Origin of the sequence: Nocardia miyunensis NBRC 108239 (genome assembly GCF_001613065.1) — a bacterium.
In the GTDB taxonomy this organism is placed as follows: Bacteria; Actinomycetota; Actinomycetes; order Mycobacteriales; family Mycobacteriaceae; genus Nocardia; species Nocardia miyunensis.
The window spans coordinates 12206-33108 of sequence record NZ_BDBQ01000031.1 but is presented as its reverse complement, the minus strand read 5'-3'; the positions used below and the strand labels follow the sequence as shown (position 1 = coordinate 33108).

Sequence of the window (20903 nt, the reverse complement as noted above, 5' to 3'; positions counted from 1 at the left end):
ATCGACCGGTCGAATTTGCCGAATGGTTGCGGTATGGCGAGTCCGGGCGGGTACGGTTCGAGCGCGGGCATCGGGGCCGATTGTGCGCGAGCGCGTGATGGACGAGGTGATGGTGTGAACCGAGAGCCGCAGACCCGGCTGCGGGGCCGGATCGTCGCGGCGTCGAATTCCTTCGACGACGGTGTTGTCACGTTCCGGGACGAACGGATCGTCGCGGTGGAGTCCTTCGCGTCCTGGGCCGGCGCACATCCGGACATCTCGCCGCCGCCCTTCGACGGGACCGTGATTCCGGGGCTCGTCGACATCCACAATCACGGCGGATTCGGGCATCGGTTCGATACGACCGATCCGGACGAGGCGCGCGGCGCGGCGGAATATCATCTGCGCAACGGCACTACGACGGTACTGGCCGGAATCGTCACGGCCGCGCCGGAGGATATGGTCGCCCAGACCGCGATGCTGAGCGAACTCGCCGCCGAGGGGGTGATCGCGGGCGTGCACGCCGAGGGACCGTTCCTGTCCGAGGTGCGCTGCGGTGCACAGGATCCGCGATATCTGCGGGATCCGGATCCGGCGCTGATCGACCGGCTGATCGCCGCCGCGAACGGGCGGCTGCGGGTGATGACCCTCGCCCCGGAACGTCCCGGATTCCGCACGGCTGCCGAGCGTCTCGTCGGCAATGGGGTCGTCGTCGCGCTGGGACACAGCGACGCGCACTACGAGGATTTTCGGGAGTCCTTGTCGCCCAATGGATTCGGTACGCTGGTTACCCATCTCGCGAACGGCATGCCGCCGCTGCATCACCGTGCCCCCGGGCCCGTCGCCGCGGCGCTGGTGGCCGCCGCGCAGGGCGATGTGGTCGTGGAAGTGATCGGGGACGGGGTGCATGTCGACGCCGGATTCGGCGCGCTGGCCTTCGCCACCGCGCGCGAACGTGTGGCGTTGATCACCGATGCGATGCAGGCGGCCGGGCTGCCCGACGGGGAGTACCGGCTCGGTCCGCAGGCGGTGCGAGTGCGCGGCGGGGTGGCGCGGGTCGAGAACGGGTCGATCGCCGGGGGCACGTCGACGCTGCTGGACTGCCTGCGCTGGGCGGTGCGCGAATGCGGCGTCGCGCTGCCCGACGCGGTGCGCGCCGCGACCGCTACCCCGGCCGCGGCGGTGGGGCTGGACGACGTCGGCGATCTGAGCCCGGGGCGGTACGCGGACATCCTGGTACTCGACGAGGACATGGGGTTGCGTCGAACCCTGCGACGAGGAAGGTAGTTGACGTGATCCTGACCGTGACCATGAACCCCGCCTACGACATGACCTATCGTGTGGAGCGTTTCGAGCGGGGCCGGGAGCATCGTGTGCTGTCGGTCGAGCAGCGCATCGGCGGTAAGGGGATCAACGTCTCGCGAGTGCTCAATCAGCTGGGAAAATATTCGCGGGCAACCGGTTTCGCCGACCACATGTTCGCCGCGACCGCCGAGCTCGAGCTGCCGGTGGATTTCGTGCACGCGCTGCCGTGGATCCGGCGCACCGTGGTGATCAGCGAATCCGGTGACGGGACGGCCACCTCGCTGTGGGAGCCGGGTGCGCGGCTGACCGAACCGTATGCGGTCGACCAGCTGAAGGTCAGGGTCGCGGGCATGTTGAACGATTCCGGGGGAGTGGTGGTGTCCGGATCGTTGCCCGGCGGGGTGTCGGATGGGGTTCCGGCCGAGCTGGCGCGGGCCGCGCTGGCGGCCGGGGTGCCCACGATCTGCGATGTGGACGGGCGGGCTCTGGAGCTGGCCGCCGAGGTTCCGGGCATCGTGCTCATGCCCAATCGGGACGAACTCGAGCGGTTGACCGGAGCGCGCGCGGGCAGCCCGGCGGAGGTGGTGACCGCGGTGCGACCGCTGATCGAGAAGGGTGTGCGGGCGGTGGTCGCGACGCGCGGCGCGGAAGGCATCGTCGCGGTGACCGCGTCGGGGGCCTGGTCGGCGGCGTCGCCCGAGCCGATGGCGGGCAATCCCACCGGTGCGGGTGATGCCGCGGCCGCCGCCGTGATCGCCGCGCTAGCCGCCGAGCCGGAACCGGATTGGGCCGCGCTGGTAGCCGATGCCGTCGCGACTTCCGCTGCGGCCGTGGTGATTCCGGTCGCCGGGGAGATCGATCGGGCATTGCGCGAGCGGCTCGCGCCGGACGTCGTGGTCACCGAGCTCGAGGTCGTGCCCGGCGGGACAGCGCCGTGAATCGGATCGGCTGCACCGGACTCGGCATCGCGCCCGGGCACGTGGTGGATTCGTCGCCATTGTCGGATTCGATGCCGCACTCGGGGAGGGCCACATCGTGAAGCTGCCTTTGCCGAGCCGGGGCTTACCGATGATGCAGGCGATTGTTGTCGCCGGCCCGGTGCCGTGCCTGCGGCAGCCGCGTCGCGAACCTGGTTGCCGTAACCGATCGGAGGTCATCTCATGAGCCGGATTGTCGTCGTCGGGGTTGATCGCCGTCGTCGAGTCGGGAGGGTTGTCCGGTGAGCTGGATTGTTGTCCTCGGGCCGGGATCTGCGCCGCAGAGGGGCCGTCTCGTGAGCGTTGTCGTCGAGTCGGGGGTTGTGTCGCAGGAGGTCGCGTCGTGAGTCTGGTTCCTGTTCGCGAGTTGCTCGCCGCGGCCGCACCCGGTGGTTTGGGGGCGTTCAATGTGATCGCGCTGGAACATGCCGAGGCGATCGCGGGGGCCGCCGAGGCGACGAAACGTCCTGCGATCCTGCAGATTTCGGAGAACACCGTTCGGTATCACGGGGGATTGCGGCCGCTGGCGCGGGCGTGTCTGGAGATCGCCGAGGACAGTACGGCCGCGCTCGCGGTGCATCTTGATCATGCGACGTCGCACGAATTGATCTCCGCGGCAGTCGAAGTCGGCGTGCGATCGGTGATGTACGACGGGTCGCGGCTCGCTTACGGCGAGAATGTCAGCAGCACGGCGGAAATCGCGTCCTGGTGCCGGGCGCGCGGGGTATTCACCGAGGCCGAACTGGGTGAGGTTGGCGGCAAGGACGGCGCGCACGCGCCGGGTGTGCGCACCGATCCGGACGAGGCGATCGAGTTCGTCGCGGCGACCGGTGTGGACGCGTTGGCCGTCGCGGTGGGATCCGCACATGCCATGCACACCCGCGACGCGGTTCTGGACGACGATCTGATCACCCGGCTGGCCGCGAAAGTGCCTGTGCCCCTTGTCCTGCACGGCTCCTCAGGGGTGCCCGACGCCGGGTTGCGCTCGGCGGTGCGCGCGGGCATGCGGAAGATCAACATCGCGACAAGGCTGAATATCGTTCTGGCGCAGTCGGTTCGCGCGGAACTCGCGGCCGACGCAACGCTGTCCGATCCGCGCCGGTACCTCGGGCCCGGCCGCCGTGCCGTTCAGCAGGAGATCGAACACCTCCTGCGCGTGCTCGGTTAGCCGATCGGCCCGCAGGTGGTCGGCGGCGGGGTCATTCGGTCCCGGTTTCGCCTAGACGGTCGATCGCGCGAATGTCCTCCTCGGCGAGGGCATCCGGGGTGGCGAGCTCGGCCGTGGTCGAGAGACCGGGACGCAGGGCGGCCACGGCGATGAGGGCGACCATCGGGATCGTCACGGCCAGGCTCACCCATCCGGTGCCCAGGCGCAGCCCGTCCGAGCGGTCGGCGGCCAGCCAGTCGGTGGCCGACGCGCCCAGCGGCCGGGTCACGACATAGGACGCCCAGAACGCCGGGATCGCGCCCAGCCCGGCCCAGCGGTGTGCGATCGCCGGGATCGCGATGACCACCGCGAACAGCACCGTCGAGGGGAGATAACCGAGATGCATCTTGCCCGCGGTGAGATCTCCGGCGGCGGTGCCGAGTGCGAAGGTGATCATGACCGTCGCCCAGTAGAACGCCTCGCGTCGCCGGGTGTTGATGCTGTGCACGGACAGCGTCTTCTCGCAGGCATGCCAGATCGCGAAGATCGCCCCCAGCAGCACGAGGAAGGCGATCGTCGTGACCGGCAGCGGAATGCCGAGCTTGAAATCCACGACGTCGGCGACCATCGTCCCGAAGATGCTGACCATCACCACGGCCGTCCAGTAGATCCACGCCACATAGCGCCGACTGCGGAACTGCACGACCAACGCGGCGATCAGCGCCACCCCCGCACCGCCCACCGCGAGCTCCGCGGGCAGACTCGAAACGAGGAAATCGGAGAACGTCTCACCCATTCCCGTGGAGAGCACTTTGATCACCCAGAACAGCGCGGTGATCTCGGGAACCTTCGTCGCTAGCGCACGCGTGGGCGAAATGGCAACTGGCACAGGATTCGTCACGTCCGCACGATGCCCGAAAGGCACTGAGATTTCACTGTGAGCGGCCTGGGCATCGTTCACAGGAATTCTGCGGGTGAACGGAGATTCTCTGGGCGGCGCGGAGATTCGCGTGTGTTCGTCCGCGAGAGGTGGACAGGCGCGGGTGGTGGATGAGCGTTCGGGCGGGGAAGTTCTCCGGAGGTGGACAACCGCGGGCGGGTGAGCGTTCGGGCGGCGCCTGATCGGCGGTGTGCAGAGGTTCGGTGGCGCGCCGCCGGGTGTGGCGGTGAATGCGGCGGTAGGGTTCGCTTCGAGTTCGCTGTGGTGAGAATCGATCCTGCTGGATGGGAGAGATGATGTCGGACAAGGGGGTTGAGGCGGGGGAGTTCGCGGCTGAGCGGATGCCGGGGACCGTGCGGGTCGCACGGGCGCTGGCGTGGGGGATGGCGATTGTCGGCCTGGTGTGTGTGGCCTCGGCGGGATGGCTGTTCGGGGCGCGGTCGGCGGGGATCACCGCGGTGTTCTTCGTGCCGAGTTGGCTGCTGGGGTTGCTGGCGCTGGCGTTCGGGGCGGTGGGGGACGGGATTCGGGTCACGGCGGTGTTGCTGGCCGCGCTGAACATGCTGTGGACCGTGCCGTCGATCCCGACCGGACGTCCGCCCGGATGGCTGGGACCGGTGAGCGCGATCGTGCTGATCGTGCTGTTGTTCCGGCGTTCGGCGCGGGCGTGGTTCGCGGGCGAGTGACGCTCAGGGCGTGGTCAGCGCGGGAAAGGGACCGGTGTGGTGTGACGGGGTGCGGGAACGGACGTTCACGAGTTCGGCGGCGATGGCGACGGCCGTCTCCATCGGGGTGCTCGCGCCCAGGTCCAGGCCCGCGGGTGTGTACAGCCGGGCCAGGGAATCGGCGTCGAAACCGCCGGCGTGCAGGGCCTCCAGCCGCTGACTGTGCGCGGGGCCCTCGCCGAGTGCGCCGAGATAGCCGAATTCGGGTAGTCGCAGCGCCGTGGTGAGCAGCGGGATCTCGAATTTGGGATCCTGGGTGACCGTCACCAGGGCCGTGCGGTAATCGATCAATCCGGCGGCGGCCTGGGCTTCGAGATAACGGTGCGGCCAGTCGACGATCACCTCCGCCCCCGGGAAGGACTGCTCGGCGGCGAACCGCTGGCGGGCATCGCAGACCGTGACGCGGTAGCCCAGCAGTTTGCCCTGTGTGCACAGCGCGGCGGCGAATGCGTTGGCGCCGAAGATGATCAGGCGCGGCGCGGCGGCGAACGAGCAGCAGAACACATCCGATTCGGGCAGCGCGACCAGTTCGGTGTTGTGCCGCCGATCGGTCACCAGATGCTGGCCGATCACCGTCGGATCCGAATGCCACACCACGGTGAACACCGTGACCGGCTTGTACCCGGCGAGATCCTGTGCGACAGCTGGGAATTCGGGAAAGTCGTCGCGGGAGAACGGTTCCACGAAGACATCGATGGTGCCGCAGTCCGCGCTGTCCATTCCGGTGTTCGGGTCGAAACGCTGGAGTTCCTTGCGGCCGGAGCGAGCCGAATGAATCGCCGCGTCGTAGATGGCGCTCTCGTAACAGCCGTCGGAGACCGAGCCGAAGACACGTCCGTCGGGGTCGACGAGCATCGCCGAACCGATCGGCATGGGAGCCGGGCCGAACGTCCGGACCAGGGTGGCCATGGCACCGACGCGCCCGGAGTGCCACACCCGCAGTAGATCATCGACGATGTCGCGCATCACAAGCTCCCGATCAGCGTGCGCGAGTGGGCGGATAGTCGTGGTCACGTCCCGTAGCCAGATCGTCACACGTGACGGCCACAATATCTGGTCTGCTGACCAGAAACTCCCTGGCTCCGGAATTTTCTCCTGCGGTATCGATCACCGTGGTCCAGCGCTTGTGACATAGCACAACCGGATGACCGGGCCGGCCGTGAAAACAGGCGCGCGCCGATCCGCTCGGTGTGTTATGTGCGGCGGCGCGCGGAATCCCGTCGCAGCGTCCAACATCCATTCCGCCGAGCGTAACCGCGCCGAACGACCTTCGCCGCCCCGGAATGACAAGCCGGGGAGCTCGGATCAGGCGAACAGGTCGCGCACGAACGGGAGTGAATCGGGTTGGGAGGCCAGGACCGTGCCGCTGTGGTCGGTGGGGTAGGTGTGGAAGGTCAGGGGCTGGCGATTGGCGGTGAGGACGGCGGCGAAGCGGAGGGTCTCCGGGGTGATCACGTCGGTGTCCAGCAGGCCCTGCCCCATGAACAGAGGCCGGTCGTAGCCGGATTCGGGTAGGCCGAGGTAGTTGTGCAGCAGGCCGTGGAAGTCGGGGATGTCCGAGAGCGGGCGGGAGAACAGGTCGCCGCCGATCACCTTCTGCGCGGTGACGGCCTTGCCGAGCGGACCGAGGCATTCGGTGCGGGCGCGGTCGACCCAGTAGCGGCCCTCGGGGGTCAGATACGAGTCGATGTTCAGTTCCGGGTGGGCGGTGCGCAGGCCGTTGAGGATGTAGAGCGCGTAGGCGGTGGTGTCGCCGCTGAGCTTCACCGGGGGGATACCGGGGCCCAGGGGAGTCAGGATGTCCTCGATGTAGGCGGGTGTTCCGGTGGCGACCGCGCCGCGGTAGTCCAGCTCCGGGCCGAAGGCGGTCGCGTACCGGGCGGTGGAGACCGCCGCGCCCGCGCCCTGCGACTGCCCGACGACGACCCACTTGCGGGACAGCGTCCGGTAATGGCTGTTCGCCGCGCGCACGGCGTCCACGACGTTGTGCGCCTCGACCCGGCCGTCCAGATACGGGTGTTCGCCCGGTGAGCCGAGTCCGGCGTAGTCGGCGGCGACGATCGCATAGCCCTGTTTCAGCCAGGTGCCCAGATACGACCAGTCGCGATCGACCGCGGCGGGTCCGGCCACGCTGTACGCGCAGTCGTCGCCGATGCCGACGGTGCCGTGCGCCCAGGCGATGACCGGCCAGCCTCCGGCGGGCGGCGAACCCGGCGGGAAGTAGATCGCCGCGCTGGCCGTGGTCGGCGCATCGCCGACGGTCGTGGTGCCGTAGAAGAACCGCTGGGAATCCACCGAACCGGGCAGTGTCGCCGCGGTGGACAGCGGCTGGACCGATTCGAAGACGCCCGCTGCGGGCGCGGCCTGGGCCAGCGGCTGCTGTAGCAGGGCGGTGGCCGCGGCGACGGCCAGGGCGGCGGCGATCGACAGTTTCCGCATCGTGCTCCTCGGCGAGTGGATTCGGACGGTGGGTTCGGCTGGGTCAGTCTTGCAGTCCGATCCGGCTCGGGCGTCCAGGGACACCGAATGTGACCGGAGTCGGTGACCGCCGCCACGGATCGGCGGTCCGGTGCCCTGTGAAGGTCGTCACAGCGGGCAATCCGGGTGTCGCGATTCGGTCGGTGGTATGGCTCACGCTAACAGTACGAGCGTTACGTAAATCCGCATGTCAGGCCTACTGGCGGGTAGATAACTACCCCGCAATTCGCGCGCAAATTTTGCAGAGTTAGCAATTGGGTTGGGAAAGATAGCCGAGATTTACACTAGCAACAGGTAGACGGCACTTTTTGGTTGTGCCATCGTGTGGAAGTACGCCCGATGGGCATAGCAAGCCTGCAAATGGCCGCTCCAGCAGTGTTCGGACATCGCAGGGCCCCGACCGCCTCCCGCAGTCGGAACCCGACGAAGTCCGCACATGGGGCACCTGACCCGAACTAGGAAGTGGAGTCTGAGATGTCGACCACCGGCACCCCGAAAACCGCTGCGGAGATCCAGAAGGACTGGGACACCAACCCCCGCTGGAAGGGCATCACCCGCGAGTACTCGGCCGATCAGGTCGTGAAGCTGCAGGGCAGCGTCGTCGAAGAGCACACGCTCGCGCGTCGTGGTGCCGAGATCCTCTGGGAGGGTGTGAACACCGAGGGCGACTACATCCACTCGCTCGGCGCTCTGACCGGTAACCAGGCCGTCCAGGCCGTGCGTGCCGGCCTGCGTGCCATCTACCTGTCCGGCTGGCAGGTCGCCGGTGACGCGAACCTGTCCGGGCACACCTACCCCGACCAGTCGCTGTACCCGGCCAACTCGGTGCCGTCGGTCGTGCGCCGCATCAACAACGCGCTGCTGCGCGCCGACGAGATCGCCAAGGTCGAGGGCGACACCTCGGTCGACAACTGGGTGGTCCCGATCGTCGCCGACGGCGAGGCCGGTTTCGGTGGCGCGCTGAACGTCTACGAGCTGCAGAAGGCCATGATCGCCGCCGGCGCCGCGGGTACCCACTGGGAGGACCAGCTGGCGTCGGAGAAGAAGTGCGGCCACCTCGGCGGCAAGGTGCTGATCCCCACCCAGCAGCACATCCGCACCCTGACCTCGGCGCGTCTGGCCGCCGACGTCGCCGACACCCCGACCGTCGTCATCGCGCGCACCGATGCCGAGGCCGCGACCCTGATCACCTCGGACGTCGACGAGCGCGACCGGCCCTTCATCACCGGTGAGCGCACCTCCGAGGGCTTCTACCACGTCAAGAACGGCATCGAGCCCTGCATCGCGCGGGCCAAGGCCTACGCCCCCTACTCCGACCTGATCTGGATGGAGACCGGCATTCCGGACCTCGAGGTCGCGCGGAAGTTCGCCGAGGGCGTCAAGTCGGAGTTCCCCGACCAGCTGCTGGCCTACAACTGCTCGCCGTCGTTCAACTGGAAGGCGCACCTGGACGACGCCACCATCGCGAAGTTCCAGAAGGAGCTGGCGGCGATGGGCTTCAAGTTCCAGTTCATCACCCTGGCGGGCTTCCACTCGCTGAACTACGCGGCCTTCGACCTGGCCTACGGCTACGCCCGCGAGGGCATGACGGCCTTCGTCGACCTGCAGGAGCGCGAGTTCAAGGCCGCCGCCGAGCGTGGCTTCACCGCGGTCAAGCACCAGCGTGAGGTCGGTGCCGGTTACTTCGACACCATCGCCACCACCGTGGACCCGAACACCTCGACGGCGGCGCTGAAGGGCTCCACCGAAGAGGGCCAGTTCCACTGAGTTGTACCGGTCGCCCCTGCGGGCGGCGGTGATGGGAACCGGCGGCGATGCGTTCGCCGCCGGTTCCCGCCACCACTCGACATGGGCGCTCCTGCAACGAGTGCCCACCAGCCCTTCCCGACCGAACAGCCCCGGCGGGAAGGGTTTTTCCCCTATGAACACCAACCGTTGCCGACGCGCCTGACAGGTTTCGGTACGCGACAACTGATTTCGTAAGAACATGGGTAACTCCCCGGGGACGTCCAAATCTCGACCGCGTCCCGAACTGTCGGCCCGAAGCGCAAGTCTCCACGCACTTGACGTCACGCTGAAGTCGCGGAGAGGCGGGGGAGCGCATGACTGTATTGGCACTCAGGTGCCCGCAAAATACGCGGAGAGGCGGAACAGACGTGAGCAGCGAAAAGATTCAACGTGTCGGTGTGATCGGCGCCGGACAGATGGGTGCCGGAATCGCGGAGGTGTGCGCGCGTGCGCACGTCGACGTGCTCGTGTTCGAACAGACCCGGGAACTCGCCGCCGCGGGTCGCGCCCGCATCCTGCGGTCGCTGGATCGCGGCGTGAGCAGCGGCAAGATCACCGAACGCGAGCGTGAGCAGGCGGCCTGGCGGCTGCGGTTCACCTCCGACCTCGGCGATTTCGCCGATCGTCAGCTGGTCGTGGAGGCCGTGCTGGAGAGCGAGGAGGTCAAGACCTCGATCTTCGCCGAACTCGACAAGGTGGTCACCGATCCCGATGCGGTGCTGGCGTCCAACACCTCCTCGATTCCGATCATGAAGATCGCCGTCGCCACCACCCAGCCCGAGCGGGTGGTCGGCATGCACTTCTTCAACCCGGTGCCGGTGCTGCCGCTGGTCGAGCTGGTGACCACGCTCAAGACCAGCGCCGCCGTCGCCGAGCGCGCGGAATCCTTCGCCTCGGAGGTGCTGGGCAAGCAGGTCGTCCGCTCGGCCGACCGTTCCGGTTTCGTGGTCAACGCCCTGCTCGTGCCGTACCTGCTCTCGGCCATCCGCATGGTCGAATCCGGTTTCGCCACAAAGGAAGACGTCGACAAGGCCATGGTGCTGGGCTGTGCCCACCCGATGGGCCCGCTGGCGCTGACCGACCTGGTCGGGCTGGACACGGTGAAGTCCATCGCGGACTCGATGTACACCGAGTTCAAGGAGCCGCTGTACTCTGCGCCGCCGCTGCTGATGCGCATGGTCGAGGCGGGTCTGCTCGGCAAGAAGACGGGCGCCGGTTTCTATCAGTACGGTCGCGTCTGAGTGTTGTACCGGCGTACTCGCGGCTTCGGACTCGCCCCTCGGTTCTTGCCGCAACCCTATGGAGCGAGTCGTTTACCGCCAGTCGCGAACCCGCCGCAGTGAATCAGCGGCCATCAACCACAGGAACGCGAGATGCGCACTCTCCCAGCCCCGCACGGAGCGAGCCTTCGAGCGACCGTTCGCGGCCGGCTCACCGTTCAGCACTCGAAGCGCATGGGCGAAGCCCGAGTCTCGAGTGCTGAACGGTGAGCCTTCGGGGCCGCGAACACGCCGGAGCGAAGCGGAGGCCATCGAATACAGGAGGAGTCCAAGCTCATGGTCAATGTCACCGACGGCTTCGGGTCGAGCATTCTCGGGTATCCGAGGATCGGGCCGCATCGCGAACTCAAGCGCGCTTTGGAGTCCTATTGGCACGGCAGTCTCTCGCGGGAGAATCTGCTGGCCGTAGGTCGTGAGATCCAGGAGTCGCAGTTCGATGAGCTGGCCGCGGCGGGGCTGACGCAGGTTCCGGGTAACACGTTCTCCTTCTACGACCACGTCCTGGACAACGCGCTGCTGTTCGGCGCGGTGCCCAAGCGGTTCGAGCCGTATCGAGAAGGCTTGCACCCCTTGGACTTCTACTTCCTGATGGCTCGCGGGCGGCCGGATCTGCGGCCGCTCGAGCTGGTGCGTTTCTTCGGCACCAACTACCACTACCGGCAGCCCGAACTCGATGCCGACACCGAGTTCTCCCTGCATCCCGAGGCCCTGCTCGACGAGTTCGACCGGGCGATGGCCCGCGGTATCGAACTGCGCCCGGTGGTGCTCGGTCCGCTGTCGCTGCTGCTGCTGTCCAAGGCCGGGCAGGTGCCGGGGGAGACCGAATTCGATCGGCTGAGTCTGCTGGACGATCTGCTGCCGGTGTACGAGGAGCTGTTCGAGATCCTCGCCAAGCGCGGATCGACCTGCGTGCAGCTGGACGAGCCGTGCTTCGCCGCCGATCGCAGCCCGGCCGAACTGGCCGCGTTCCTGACGGCCTATCAGCGGCTGTCCACCGCGCCGCTGCGTCCGCGCATCCTGGTCACCGGGCAGTACGGCGATTTCGGCGAGGCGACCGCGATCCTGGCGCAGACCCAGGTGGAGGCGATCGGCCTGGATCTGGCCGGTCATCGGGTGCGGCCCGAGGAACTGGCGAAGATTCCGGGGATCAAGCGCAAGCGGCTGTACGCGGGCGTGATCAGCGGGACCAATGTGTGGCGCGCGGATCGGCGCGTCACGCTGGATTACCTCAGCGCGCTGTCGCGGGTGTGCCCGGATCTGGTGGTGTCCACCGGGACGACGCTGCTGCACGTGCCCTACGACCTGCTGGTCGAGTACGATATCGACGGTCCGGTCGCGGATCGGCTCGCCTTCGCGAAACAGAAAGTGCTCGAGGTCGTTTCGCTGGCGAAGGCGTTGACCGAAGGGCCTTCGGACAAATGGCACGGGCGTCCGCGCGAGGTGCATTTCAAACAGAAACACGCTGTGCGGCAACGGGTCTACGCGATCACGCCGCAGATGCGTGAACGCGAACCGTACGAGGTGCGCCGAGATGCCCAGCGCGAGAAGCTGAATCTGCCGCTGGTGCCCGCCACGACGCTGGGGTCCTTCCCGCAGACCGATGCGATGCGGCAGGCGCGCTACGACCTCGGCGAGGGCAAACTGTCCTACGACGACTACCGCAAGCGGGTCGAGGCCGAGATCGAGTCGACCATCCGGTTGCAGGAGGACATCGGCCTGGACGTGCTGGTGCACGGTGAGCACGAGCGCAACGACATGATCCAGTACTTCGCCGAACTGCTCGATGGTTTCGCCACAACGCATTTCGGCTGGGTGCAGGTCTACGGGTCGCGGTGTGTGCGGCCGCCGGTGCTGTACGGCGACGTCTCACGCCCGAAGCCGATGTCGGTGGAGTGGACCACCTACGCCCAGTCGCTCACCGACAAACCGGTGAAAGGCATTGTGACAGGCCCGGTTACGATGGTGGCGCGCTCGTTCGTGCGACAGGATCAGCCGCTCTACGAGACCGCCGACCAAGTGGCCCTTGCCATTCGGGACGAACTGGCCGATCTGGAGAAGGCCGGGGTGTCGATCATTCAGGTGGACGAGCCGTCCATCCGTGAGTTGCTGCCGTTGCGTACGGGCACGCAGAGCCGGGAGTACCTGCGCTGGGCGGTGAACGCCTTCCGGTTGGCGACCTCGGGCGTGCGGGCGCAGACCCAGATCCACACGCACATCGCCTATTCCGGCCGCGCGGAGATCGTCCGGGCGATCGAGGAACTGGATGCGGACGTCACGGCCATCGTCGCGACCCGCTCGATCGAATGGGTGCTCAAGGCCCTGGCCGAGGACACCGAGGAGGGCCACGGCCTGTCCCACGGCGTGGGACCGGGTGTGTACGAAAGCCGTTCGGCGCGCATCCCCGACATCGACGAGCTCGACGAACTCCTCACCGCCGCCGCCCGTGCGCTGACCCCCGAACGTCTCTGGGCCAACCCCGACGGCGGTCTCAAAACCCGGCACGGCTGGCAACTGGAACCCGCACTGCGCAACATGGTCGCAGCCGCCCGCCGAGTCCGCCGCCGAGCCGAATCCGAGCGGTGAGCGTCGGCGCGTTCGTCACCGGCAGGCCCCGGCGACGGACGCGCCGTGGTTGTATCGGTCGGGTAGGGGGTGCACGTCCCCCGATGTCGTACCGGCCGACGAACAGGACCGACATGGATTCGAACGAGTACCTCCGCACCCTGCGCAGCCTGCACGGCGTCGCCGAGCTGCTGCTGGCCGGTCCGCAGCACCGGGCCAGCGGAACGATCCGGCTGGCCGCCGCGCCCGGCGGATTCGCCACGACCGCGACACCGCGGCTGGCCGTGGACGGGAACGTCCTGCGTGCCGACGGCGCGGAGATCGGCGCACTCGCCGGCGTCACCTATGCGGCTCTCGCCGCGGCCGCGGGCGTGTCCGCGCAGGCCCCGCAGGGCGTCTACGCCGATGGTTCCGGGGTGTCACCGCAGGACACGATCGAGGTCGATCCGGGCTGCGCCCGGGTCATCGCCGGGGCGTTCGAGACCGGCGATCGCGCTCTGCGGGCATTCGCGCCCGCGAACACGCCGGTGCTGTGGCCCGAACATTTCGATCTCGCTCTCACCGATGCGGAGGTCAACTACGGCGTGTCGCCGGGTGACGGCGCTATCGGCGAGCCGTACGCCTACGTCGGCCCCTGGACGCGTCGCGAGGGCCCGTTCTGGAACGTGCCCTTCGGCGCGGCGCGCACGTTGACCGAGCTGGGCGACGCGGAGGGGGTGCGGGACTTCTTTGCTGAGGGTGCGCGGGAGGCCCGAGGGTAGCGGCCGGGAGGCCCGCGAGTAGCGGTGCGAGCGTCCCATGCGCGACGCGCCCGAGTTCCGTTCCCTCGCCTGGTCGGGTTAGCTGTGTGGGAACCACCGTTTTCTGACCAGGAGATCGCATGGGAATGTTCGACAAGTTCAAGGATGTGGCCGAGAAGGCCGTGGATGCGGCCGGACAGCACGCCGACAAGCTCGATCCGCTGATCGAGAAGGCCGGTGACGCCATCGATCAGAAGACCGGCGGAAAATTCTCCGGTCAGGTCGACGCGGCTCAGGAAGCGGCGAAGAAGGCACTGCGCGAAAAAGCTGGGGAATAACGTTCTACCTGGGCTGTGGGGCGATGTGAGGCATCGCCCCACAGTCGTTTCACAGGTGGCCTCCCAGGCGCTCTCCGCGTGCGCCCCTATGATCTGACGGATGTCCTGTGAATTCACTTCGCCGTGGGGGATGTGGCGGATGCGGTCGTCCGCTGTCCTGCTCGCCGTTCTGGCCCTGTGCGCGATGGTCGGATTCGGTGGACCTGCCGCGAGCGCGGCGCCTGTGCTCGACGGCAGTGCGCCGCCGCCCGGTGCGAACGATTGGCGGTGCAAGCCCTCGGCGGCGCACCCGGATCCGGTCGTGCTCGTGCACGGCACCTGGGGCAACCAGGACACCTGGAACAAGCTCGCTCCGGCGCTGAAGGCCCAGGGGTACTGCGTGTACGCGCTCAACTACGGCCACGACACCGCGAGCCTGCTCGGCAGGATGCCGGGCATCTACGGCACCGGGGATATCGGAAAGTCGGCCGTGCAGCTGGCGAATTTCGTCGGAAAGGTCCGTGCCGCAACGTCTTCCGCGCACGTGGATATGGTGGCGCATTCGCAGGGCGGGGTGGTGGCGCGGCAGTACATGCGGTTCGCCGGTGGCGCCGATCTGGCCGATCCGAAGCGGAACGTGGTTCGCAAGCTGGTGACCCTGGGCGCTACCAACCACGGATCGACCTCCGTCCTGCTGGGATATCCGCTGGACACCGCTAGTGGGTCGGGGCCGCTGGGGGGTGCGGTGTCGAGCGTGCTCGGGGTTTCCGCAGTTCAGCAGATCACCGGTAGCCGGTTCCTGAACCGCCTGAACGCGGGCGGCGACACCGTGCCCGGCGTCGATTACACGGTGATCGCGACTCGAATGGACGATACGACGACGCCGCCGGAATCGACCTTTCTGCGTGCCGGGCCTCGGGCGGTCGTCGACAATGTCTGGGTGCAGACGGTCTGCGCCGGGGCGGATGTCACGCACGTCGGATTTCCGCGGTCGCCCATAGCGATTCGGCTCATCCTGCGGGCGTTGGATCCTTCTTATTCCGGTCGGGTCTGCGGTCGTTGACGGCTCTGTGGATTTTCCGCGGCGGGTGTGAATTTCTGTCCGGACCGGACGGGCCGGGTAATTTCCGCGATGGATTTCTCGGTAGCGAGGATTTCCGGAATTTCGTACTTTCCGGCTTTTCCGTGAAACGGGCCCGCGTATCAGCACGCGGGCCCGTCTTCGACGTCGGATCAGTGAATCACGGCTTACCGGTGGCGACGGCCTGCACCGCATCCAGGAACTGTTTGCCGCCCATGGCGTAACCGCCCGCGATGGCGCCGACGAGACCGCCGACCGGGCCGGTGATGATGCTCAGGATGCCGAAGCCCAGGAGGCTGCCGAGGAAACCGCCGAGAATGCCGCCGATGGCGACGCCGGGCAGGTTCTTCTGGACCTGGAACCACAGGTTGTTGAACGAGTTGATGTCCTTGACCTGCCCGATCTCCCGCGGAGCGACCTGCGGGGTCAGGGTCAGCGTGTGGCCGTTGGCGCTGATCCGCTGGGCGGCGCTGAAGACGTGACCGCCGAGGTTTCCGTGCAGCGCGACCTGATCCAGCGTCGCGCCCGCGTCGGATTTCAGGGCCACCGAGGAACCGTCCGCGGCGGCCACGAAACGACCGGCGTCGACCGTTGCGGTGATGGCCTTGTCGATCGGGGAAACCGAAGTCCGATAGTGAATTCCGTTGTCCACACCGGAAGTCGCGTCATTGTGCACGGCGGCGGGCTGCGCGGGGGCCGGTGCGGCATATGCGGTACCGGCGGTAATGCCGACGGCGCTGATCGCCATGAGAACGATGCCGGTGATCTTCCCGAATTTCATGATGATTTTCCCTCCCTGACGCGCGATCCCCCACGGACTCCCCAGTCTCGGCTCCCCCGGCGAATCGCAAGCCAGCTGCTGTTTGCGAATCGAACGCATTAATTAGTAGTGGAGGAATCAAGCGGACGCAAACCTAGTGATGAGCGTCACATGAATATCGGCGGATTGTGCGGCGATCGATCAGCCCGCGCGTGCGCGAGTGATAGCCATTATGTTGCGGAAAGGGGTGAGGGCCGGTCGAATGGCATAATGCGAAATTCGACCGGTCCAGATGTCACATGGTGGCGGCGTCGATCACGAATCGATAGCGAACATCGCTGCTCATCACGCGCTGATAGGCCGCATCGATCCCGTCCGCGGAGATGACCTCGATATCCGAGCCGATCCCGTGTTCGGCGCAGAAATTCAGCATCTCCTGGGTCTGGGCGATACCGCCGATCATCGAGCCGGCCAGCGAACGCCGGAAATTCGCGAGCGTGAACGGCTGCACCGACAGCGGATTGTCGGGCAGGCCCAGGATCACCAGCGTGCCATCCAGATTCAGCAGCCGCATGTAGTCGTCGATCGGCAGATTCGCGGAGACGGTGTTGATGATCAGATCGAAACGTCCGCGCAGCTCCGAGAAGGTTTTCTCGTCCGAGGTCGCGTAGTAGTGCTGCGCGCCGAAACGGAGGCCGTCGTCCTGTTTGCTCAGCGATTGACTGAGCACCGTCACCTCGGCCCCGAGCGCCGCGGCGATCTTCACCCCGACGTGTCCGAGACCGCCCATGCCGATGATGGCTACCTGTTTGCCAGGTCCGGCGTTCCAGTGTCGCAGCGGCGAGTAGAGCGTGATGCCCGAGCACAGCAGCGGGGCGGCCACGTCCAGGCTGATGCCCTCCGGAATGGACAGCACGAAATTCTCGGTCACCACGACCTGGGTCGAGTAACCGCCGAAGGTGGTGCCGCCGGGCTGGAACTCCTCGGAGACGGGGCTGTTGTAGGTCATGGTGCCGCCGCCGGTGCAGAACTGCTCCTCGCCGGCCAGGCACGACGCGCACTTACCGCAGGAGTCGACCATGCAGCCGACGCCGACGCGGTCGCCGACCTTGTGCCGGGTCACCGCCGAGCCGACCGCGGCGACGAGACCGGCGATCTCGTGCCCGGGAATGCAGGGGTAGCGGGTGTGATGCCATTCGTTGCGGGCGGTGTGGATGTCCGAGTGGCAGATGCCCGCGTACTTGATGTCGATGAGCACATCGTGCGGGCCGAGTTCACGCCGTTCGATCGAGGTCTTCTCGAACCGGCCGTCGGGGGTGGATAGGGAGTATGCCGCAGCAGTGGTCATGAATGCATGCCTACTCCTGCATCCTTAGCTTTGCAAAATGTCGGCGAACTCGCCGGTAGCATGTGCGTCCGGTGCGCCCGCGCATGTCACATGCTGGACCGATGGCGATCCTGTTGGCATTGGTGTCGATGTGTTCGACGCTGATCGGTGGTCTGGTCGCGGTGCGGATCGGGGATCGCAAACACGCCGTCCTCGGGCTGGCGGCGGGGGTCATGCTGGGCGTGGTGCCGTTCGATCTGCTGCCCGAGGCGCTCGAGCAGACCCCGCAGTCCGTCGCCGGGGTGCCGATCGCACTGGTGGCCGCGGTGGTGGGTTTCCTGACCATCCACATCATCGAGCGCGCGGTCGCGATTCACACCGGACACGAAAACGAATTCGGTGCGCACACACACGGTTTCGAGTCGGTGGGCCTGCTCGCGGCGGGCGGGCTGATCTTCCACAGCACCCTGGACGGTCTCGGCATCGGCCTGAGTTTCCAGGCTGGCGTGGGCGTGGGCACGGCCGTCGCCATCGCGGTGATCTGTCACGATTTCGCCGACGGGTTCAACACCTTCACCATCACCACGCTCTACGGCAACGCCCACCGCCGCGCCCTGCTGCTGCTCGCGCTGGACGCGCTCGCCCCGGTGATCGGCGCGACGATCGGTTCGCTCATCCACGTCCCGGACGAGGCCATCGGCCTGTATCTCGGATATTTCGGCGGATTCCTGCTCTACCTGGCGACCGCGGACATCCTGCCCGAGGCGCACGCCGGACACCCGTCCCGCCTCACCCTGCTGTGCACCGTCGCGGGCACGGCATTCATGTTCGGCATCGCGGTGCTCAACAACCAGTCCTGATCGGCCGCACGGGTTTCCGATTGGTAATACCTCCTGCGGAAGGGAAGCGGCGGCCGGCGACTCAGTGGTACACATGAAGACACAAACGCCGACGCCCCCGGGGCGCGCACGAGGCGGGAGTGCCGATGTCCGACGAGCGGCCGCATAACGATGACGTGGGGAACGTCGATGCCTCCGGGCAGGTCGGCAGCACCGGACGGACCGCCGCGGGCGTGCTGGTCGTGCTGCTCGCGGTGGTCGTCGCGCTGGGGCTACAGGGCGCCCTGCCACACTGGGTGACCGGATCCGAGCACACCGAAACCTCCGTTGTCCCGCTGCCGCTGCCGCCGATGGATCCGGTCGCGATCGCCCGGAAGGTGGAGCCGGAACTGGTGAACATCAACGTCTCCATCGAGCCGACCGGCATGGGTGCGGCGGGTTCGGGCATCGTGCTCTCCGCGGACGGGCAGGTGCTGACCAGTCATCACGTGGTCAAGGGCGCCAACGTCATCACCGTGGGCGATGTCGGCACCGGCGCGCAATTCCCGGCCACGGTCCTGGGCTACGACAGCACGGACGATATCGCGCTGCTGTCGCTCAACGGCGCCGGAGGACTGCCGAGCGTCCGGCTGGGCAACTCGTCGACACTGCGGCCCGGCGACCAGATCATGGCGATCGGCAATGCCGGTGGCACCGGACATCCGACCGCGGAACCTGGCACCGTGACGTCCCTGAACACCTCGATCGTCGCGCGCGACGCCGCCGACCTGAGCCGCAAGGCCCTGACCGGAATGCTCGAACTGGACGCGCCGGTGGCCTCCGGGCAGTCCGGCGGCGCGGTGGTGGATCGCAGCGGCGCCGTCGTCGGGGTGGTGACCGCCGCGTCGGGGGAGCTGACCAAGACGGACGGGCGGGCCACCGGTTACGCCGTGCCGATCGATCGGGCGATGCAGATCGTGCGGCAGATCCGTTCCGGCACGCCGACGGATACCGTGCACATCGGCCCCACCGCGACATTGGGCGTGCTGACCTCGGATGCGGCCACCGGCGGGGCCCGCGTCGACGTGAGCATCTACGGCCTGCCCGCCTACGCCGCCGGACTCACCGCGGGCGAGGTGATCACCGCCATCGACGGACATCCCGTGTCCTCGGCGAAAACCCTGAAATACGTGCTCAACGTGCGCAAACCGGCCGATACGGTCCGTCTGGACCTGATCGAGCCGGACGGTTCCCGGCGCGAGGTCGCCGTCGTGCTGGCCTCGGGCCCGCCCAACTGAGGGCGGCCGAGGCCGGCGGCGGCTCACACCAGCGACGTCCAGTAGCTCTGGAAGCGCAGGAAGATCATCACCAGCACGATCGCGTAGAACACGATCACGAAGGTCCAGCGCCACTCCACCACGATCCGCAGCACGCCCCGCGCGTTACCCCAGATCTGACCGGTGACCGCGGCCAGCAGTATCGGCGTGAACGCCCACACCACCATGCAGTACGGGCACAGTGCGCCGATCCGGTACAGCGTGTGGAAGATCAGCCAGCAGATGAACACGATGCCCAGCACGAGACCGAGCCACAGCCCGCCCCAGAACCACCGCGGCAGCGCCACGCGCGCGATCGCGAGTACGGCCATGGTCACCGCGACCGAGAAGCCGACGACGCCGATGATCGGATTCGGGAATCCGAATACGTGCGCTTCCTTCGACGCCATCACCGAACCGCACGCGATGATCGGGTTGATGTTGCAGGACGGCACGTAGGCCGGGTTCATCAGCAGCTTGAAATCGTCGATCGTCAGCACGAGCGAGGAGATCCAGCCCGCGACGGTGCCGACCAGCAGCAGCCAGGCGGTACGAGGGGGAACGGAGATCACTTGAGCGCGGCCTCGATCGAACTCTCGAGCCCGCCGGGGGTGAACAGCGCCTGCTGGTTGTCCACCTTCTTGTCGTTCACGTAAACGGTCGGCGTGCCGTTGATGCCGGTGCTGAACACGTCCTGCGTGGTCTTCTGCACGTAGGAGTCGAACTTGTCGTCGGTGATGCACTTGGCCACCGAGGGATCGGTGACTCCGCTCGCCGTGGCGATCTGGATGATCTTGCTGTCCGGCAGGCCGCCCGCGCCCTCCTCGGGCTGCTGCTGGTACATCGCGCTGAGCCAGGCCTGGAACTTGGACGGATCGGCGTCGGCGACGCAGTAGGCGGCGTTCGCGCCGCGCGAGGAGTACCGGGAGCCGCCCGAATTCTGATCCAGGAACGAGATGACGTTGTATTCGACGGCGATACTGCCGTTGTTCACCGCGTCGGTGAGGGTCTGGCCGTTGGCGGCCTCGAACTGCTTGCACACCGGGCACTGCATGTCGGCGATGACGCGCACGGTGGCCTTGGCCCCGGGCTTGCCGATCCGGATCGCGCCCTTGTCGGTGATCGATCCGGTGATGCCGTCGGGTGAGGCGGGCGCGGTCACCGCCGGACGGTTGGCGGCGTCCTTCTTCGCATTGTTCGAATGCTTGATCGCGATGCTGATCCCGATGGCGGCGATGAGCGCGAGCAGGACGACCGCGACGGCCACCTGGATCAGGATCGTGCGGGTGCGATCGCCACCCTTCACCGCGGCGAGTGAGTTCTTACCACGCGGATTCTTGCTCACCTCGGAGTTCACCACGCC

General features: G+C 67.3%; 19 protein-coding genes. 12 read left to right on the top strand and 7 right to left on the bottom strand.

What is annotated here, in order from left to right:
- The first annotated feature begins 114 nt into the window (after positions 1–114).
- The 3 genes from nagA to NM2_RS12865 all read left to right on the top strand — a co-directional run bounded on the left by nagA (position 115) and on the right by NM2_RS12865 (position 3429).
- On the top strand, positions 115–1266 hold the full coding sequence (nagA, locus tag NM2_RS12875; protein WP_067668292.1) for an N-acetylglucosamine-6-phosphate deacetylase: 1152 nt from the start codon (positions 115–117) through the stop codon (positions 1264–1266).
- A gap of 5 nt (positions 1267–1271) precedes the next feature.
- On the top strand, positions 1272–2222 hold the full coding sequence (locus NM2_RS12870; protein ID WP_245717997.1) for a hexose kinase: 951 nt from the start codon (positions 1272–1274) through the stop codon (positions 2220–2222).
- A 382-nt stretch (positions 2223–2604) separates the two neighbouring features.
- A complete protein-coding gene (locus NM2_RS12865) occupies positions 2605–3429 on the top strand; it encodes a class II fructose-bisphosphate aldolase (protein WP_067668089.1) in 825 nt (274 codons plus the stop codon).
- 31 nt (positions 3430–3460) lie between these two features.
- Here NM2_RS12865 and NM2_RS12860 read toward each other — a convergent pair whose 3' ends face one another.
- Positions 3461–4309: a COG4705 family protein gene (locus NM2_RS12860; RefSeq protein WP_245717996.1), complete on the bottom strand. Its 849-nt coding sequence runs from the start codon at positions 4307–4309 to the stop codon at positions 3461–3463.
- Positions 4310–4632: 323 nt separating this feature from the next.
- Between NM2_RS12860 and NM2_RS12855 the strand changes: the two genes are divergently transcribed.
- Entirely contained in the window at positions 4633–5034 is a 402-nt protein-coding gene (locus NM2_RS12855) for a hypothetical protein (protein WP_157121057.1), read from the top strand.
- 3 nt (positions 5035–5037) lie between these two features.
- Here NM2_RS12855 and NM2_RS12850 read toward each other — a convergent pair whose 3' ends face one another.
- Both NM2_RS12850 and NM2_RS12845 read right to left on the bottom strand, forming a co-directional pair.
- Positions 5038–6039, bottom strand: a complete 1002-nt coding sequence (locus NM2_RS12850; protein WP_067668081.1) for an XdhC family protein — start codon at positions 6037–6039, stop codon at positions 5038–5040.
- 339 nt (positions 6040–6378) lie between these two features.
- Entirely contained in the window at positions 6379–7512 is a 1134-nt protein-coding gene (locus NM2_RS12845) for a lipase family protein (protein WP_067668079.1), read from the bottom strand.
- 513 nt (positions 7513–8025) lie between these two features.
- On the opposite strand from NM2_RS12845, the gene aceA reads away from it, so the two are divergent.
- The 6 genes from aceA to NM2_RS12815 all read left to right on the top strand — a co-directional run bounded on the left by aceA (position 8026) and on the right by NM2_RS12815 (position 15301).
- Positions 8026–9318, top strand: a complete 1293-nt coding sequence (aceA, locus tag NM2_RS12840) for an isocitrate lyase (protein ID WP_067668077.1) — start codon at positions 8026–8028, stop codon at positions 9316–9318.
- Positions 9319–9707: 389 nt separating this feature from the next.
- Positions 9708–10580 carry a 3-hydroxybutyryl-CoA dehydrogenase gene (locus NM2_RS12835; RefSeq protein ID WP_067668074.1) on the top strand — a complete coding sequence of 291 codons (873 nt, stop codon included), beginning with the start codon at positions 9708–9710 and terminating at the stop codon, positions 10578–10580.
- 315 nt (positions 10581–10895) lie between these two features.
- Positions 10896–13202, top strand: coding sequence for a 5-methyltetrahydropteroyltriglutamate--homocysteine S-methyltransferase (metE, locus tag NM2_RS12830; protein WP_067668071.1), 2307 nt, complete (start codon positions 10896–10898; stop codon positions 13200–13202).
- Positions 13203–13315: 113 nt separating this feature from the next.
- Positions 13316–13942, top strand: coding sequence for a hypothetical protein (locus NM2_RS12825; RefSeq protein WP_067668288.1), 627 nt, complete (start codon positions 13316–13318; stop codon positions 13940–13942).
- Positions 13943–14061: 119 nt separating this feature from the next.
- Positions 14062–14259, top strand: a complete 198-nt coding sequence (locus NM2_RS12820) for an antitoxin (RefSeq protein ID WP_067668068.1) — start codon at positions 14062–14064, stop codon at positions 14257–14259.
- Between the two features lie 100 nt (positions 14260–14359).
- Complete coding sequence (locus NM2_RS12815) at positions 14360–15301, top strand: esterase/lipase family protein (protein WP_245717995.1); 942 nt, start codon at positions 14360–14362, stop codon at positions 15299–15301.
- 178 nt (positions 15302–15479) lie between these two features.
- On the opposite strand, the gene NM2_RS12810 is transcribed toward NM2_RS12815, so the two are convergent.
- Positions 15480–16100: a DUF8020 domain-containing protein gene (locus NM2_RS12810; protein WP_067668062.1), complete on the bottom strand. Its 621-nt coding sequence runs from the start codon at positions 16098–16100 to the stop codon at positions 15480–15482.
- Positions 16101–16374: 274 nt separating this feature from the next.
- Positions 16375–17427, bottom strand: coding sequence for an NAD(P)-dependent alcohol dehydrogenase (locus NM2_RS12805; protein ID WP_067668058.1), 1053 nt, complete (start codon positions 17425–17427; stop codon positions 16375–16377).
- Positions 17428–17528: 101 nt separating this feature from the next.
- Between NM2_RS12805 and NM2_RS12800 the strand changes: the two genes are divergently transcribed.
- Complete coding sequence (locus NM2_RS12800) at positions 17529–18266, top strand: ZIP family metal transporter (protein ID WP_067668055.1); 738 nt, start codon at positions 17529–17531, stop codon at positions 18264–18266.
- A 125-nt stretch (positions 18267–18391) separates the two neighbouring features.
- Positions 18392–19522: a S1C family serine protease gene (locus NM2_RS12795; protein WP_067668052.1), complete on the top strand. Its 1131-nt coding sequence runs from the start codon at positions 18392–18394 to the stop codon at positions 19520–19522.
- A gap of 23 nt (positions 19523–19545) precedes the next feature.
- Here the strand turns inward: NM2_RS12795 and NM2_RS12790 are convergent, their stop codons facing one another.
- Both NM2_RS12790 and NM2_RS12785 read right to left on the bottom strand, forming a co-directional pair.
- Entirely contained in the window at positions 19546–20112 is a 567-nt protein-coding gene (locus tag NM2_RS12790; protein WP_067668049.1) for a vitamin K epoxide reductase family protein, read from the bottom strand.
- Positions 20109–20897, bottom strand: coding sequence for a DsbA family protein (locus tag NM2_RS12785; RefSeq protein ID WP_245717994.1), 789 nt, complete (start codon positions 20895–20897; stop codon positions 20109–20111). Before NM2_RS12785 ends, NM2_RS12790 begins: the two co-directional genes overlap by 4 nt.
- Between the last annotated feature and the right edge of the window lie 6 nt (positions 20898–20903).

Coding starts and splice junctions, on each gene's coding strand:
- NM2_RS12855 (WP_157121057.1), top strand. CDS start 4,633: ATGGGAGAGATGATGTCGGACAAGGGGGTTGAGGCGGGGGAGTTCGCG.
- NM2_RS12850 (WP_067668081.1), bottom strand. CDS start 6,039: ATGCGCGACATCGTCGATGATCTACTGCGGGTGTGGCACTCCGGGCGC.
- NM2_RS12845 (WP_067668079.1), bottom strand. CDS start 7,512: ATGCGGAAACTGTCGATCGCCGCCGCCCTGGCCGTCGCCGCGGCCACC.
- aceA (WP_067668077.1), top strand. CDS start 8,026: ATGTCGACCACCGGCACCCCGAAAACCGCTGCGGAGATCCAGAAGGAC.
- metE (WP_067668071.1), top strand. CDS start 10,896: ATGGTCAATGTCACCGACGGCTTCGGGTCGAGCATTCTCGGGTATCCG.
- NM2_RS12825 (WP_067668288.1), top strand. CDS start 13,316: ATGGATTCGAACGAGTACCTCCGCACCCTGCGCAGCCTGCACGGCGTC.
- NM2_RS12820 (WP_067668068.1), top strand. CDS start 14,062: ATGGGAATGTTCGACAAGTTCAAGGATGTGGCCGAGAAGGCCGTGGAT.
- NM2_RS12815 (WP_245717995.1), top strand. CDS start 14,360: ATGTCCTGTGAATTCACTTCGCCGTGGGGGATGTGGCGGATGCGGTCG.
- NM2_RS12810 (WP_067668062.1), bottom strand. CDS start 16,100: ATGAAATTCGGGAAGATCACCGGCATCGTTCTCATGGCGATCAGCGCC.
- NM2_RS12805 (WP_067668058.1), bottom strand. CDS start 17,427: ATGACCACTGCTGCGGCATACTCCCTATCCACCCCCGACGGCCGGTTC.
- NM2_RS12800 (WP_067668055.1), top strand. CDS start 17,529: ATGGCGATCCTGTTGGCATTGGTGTCGATGTGTTCGACGCTGATCGGT.
- NM2_RS12795 (WP_067668052.1), top strand. CDS start 18,392: ATGTCCGACGAGCGGCCGCATAACGATGACGTGGGGAACGTCGATGCC.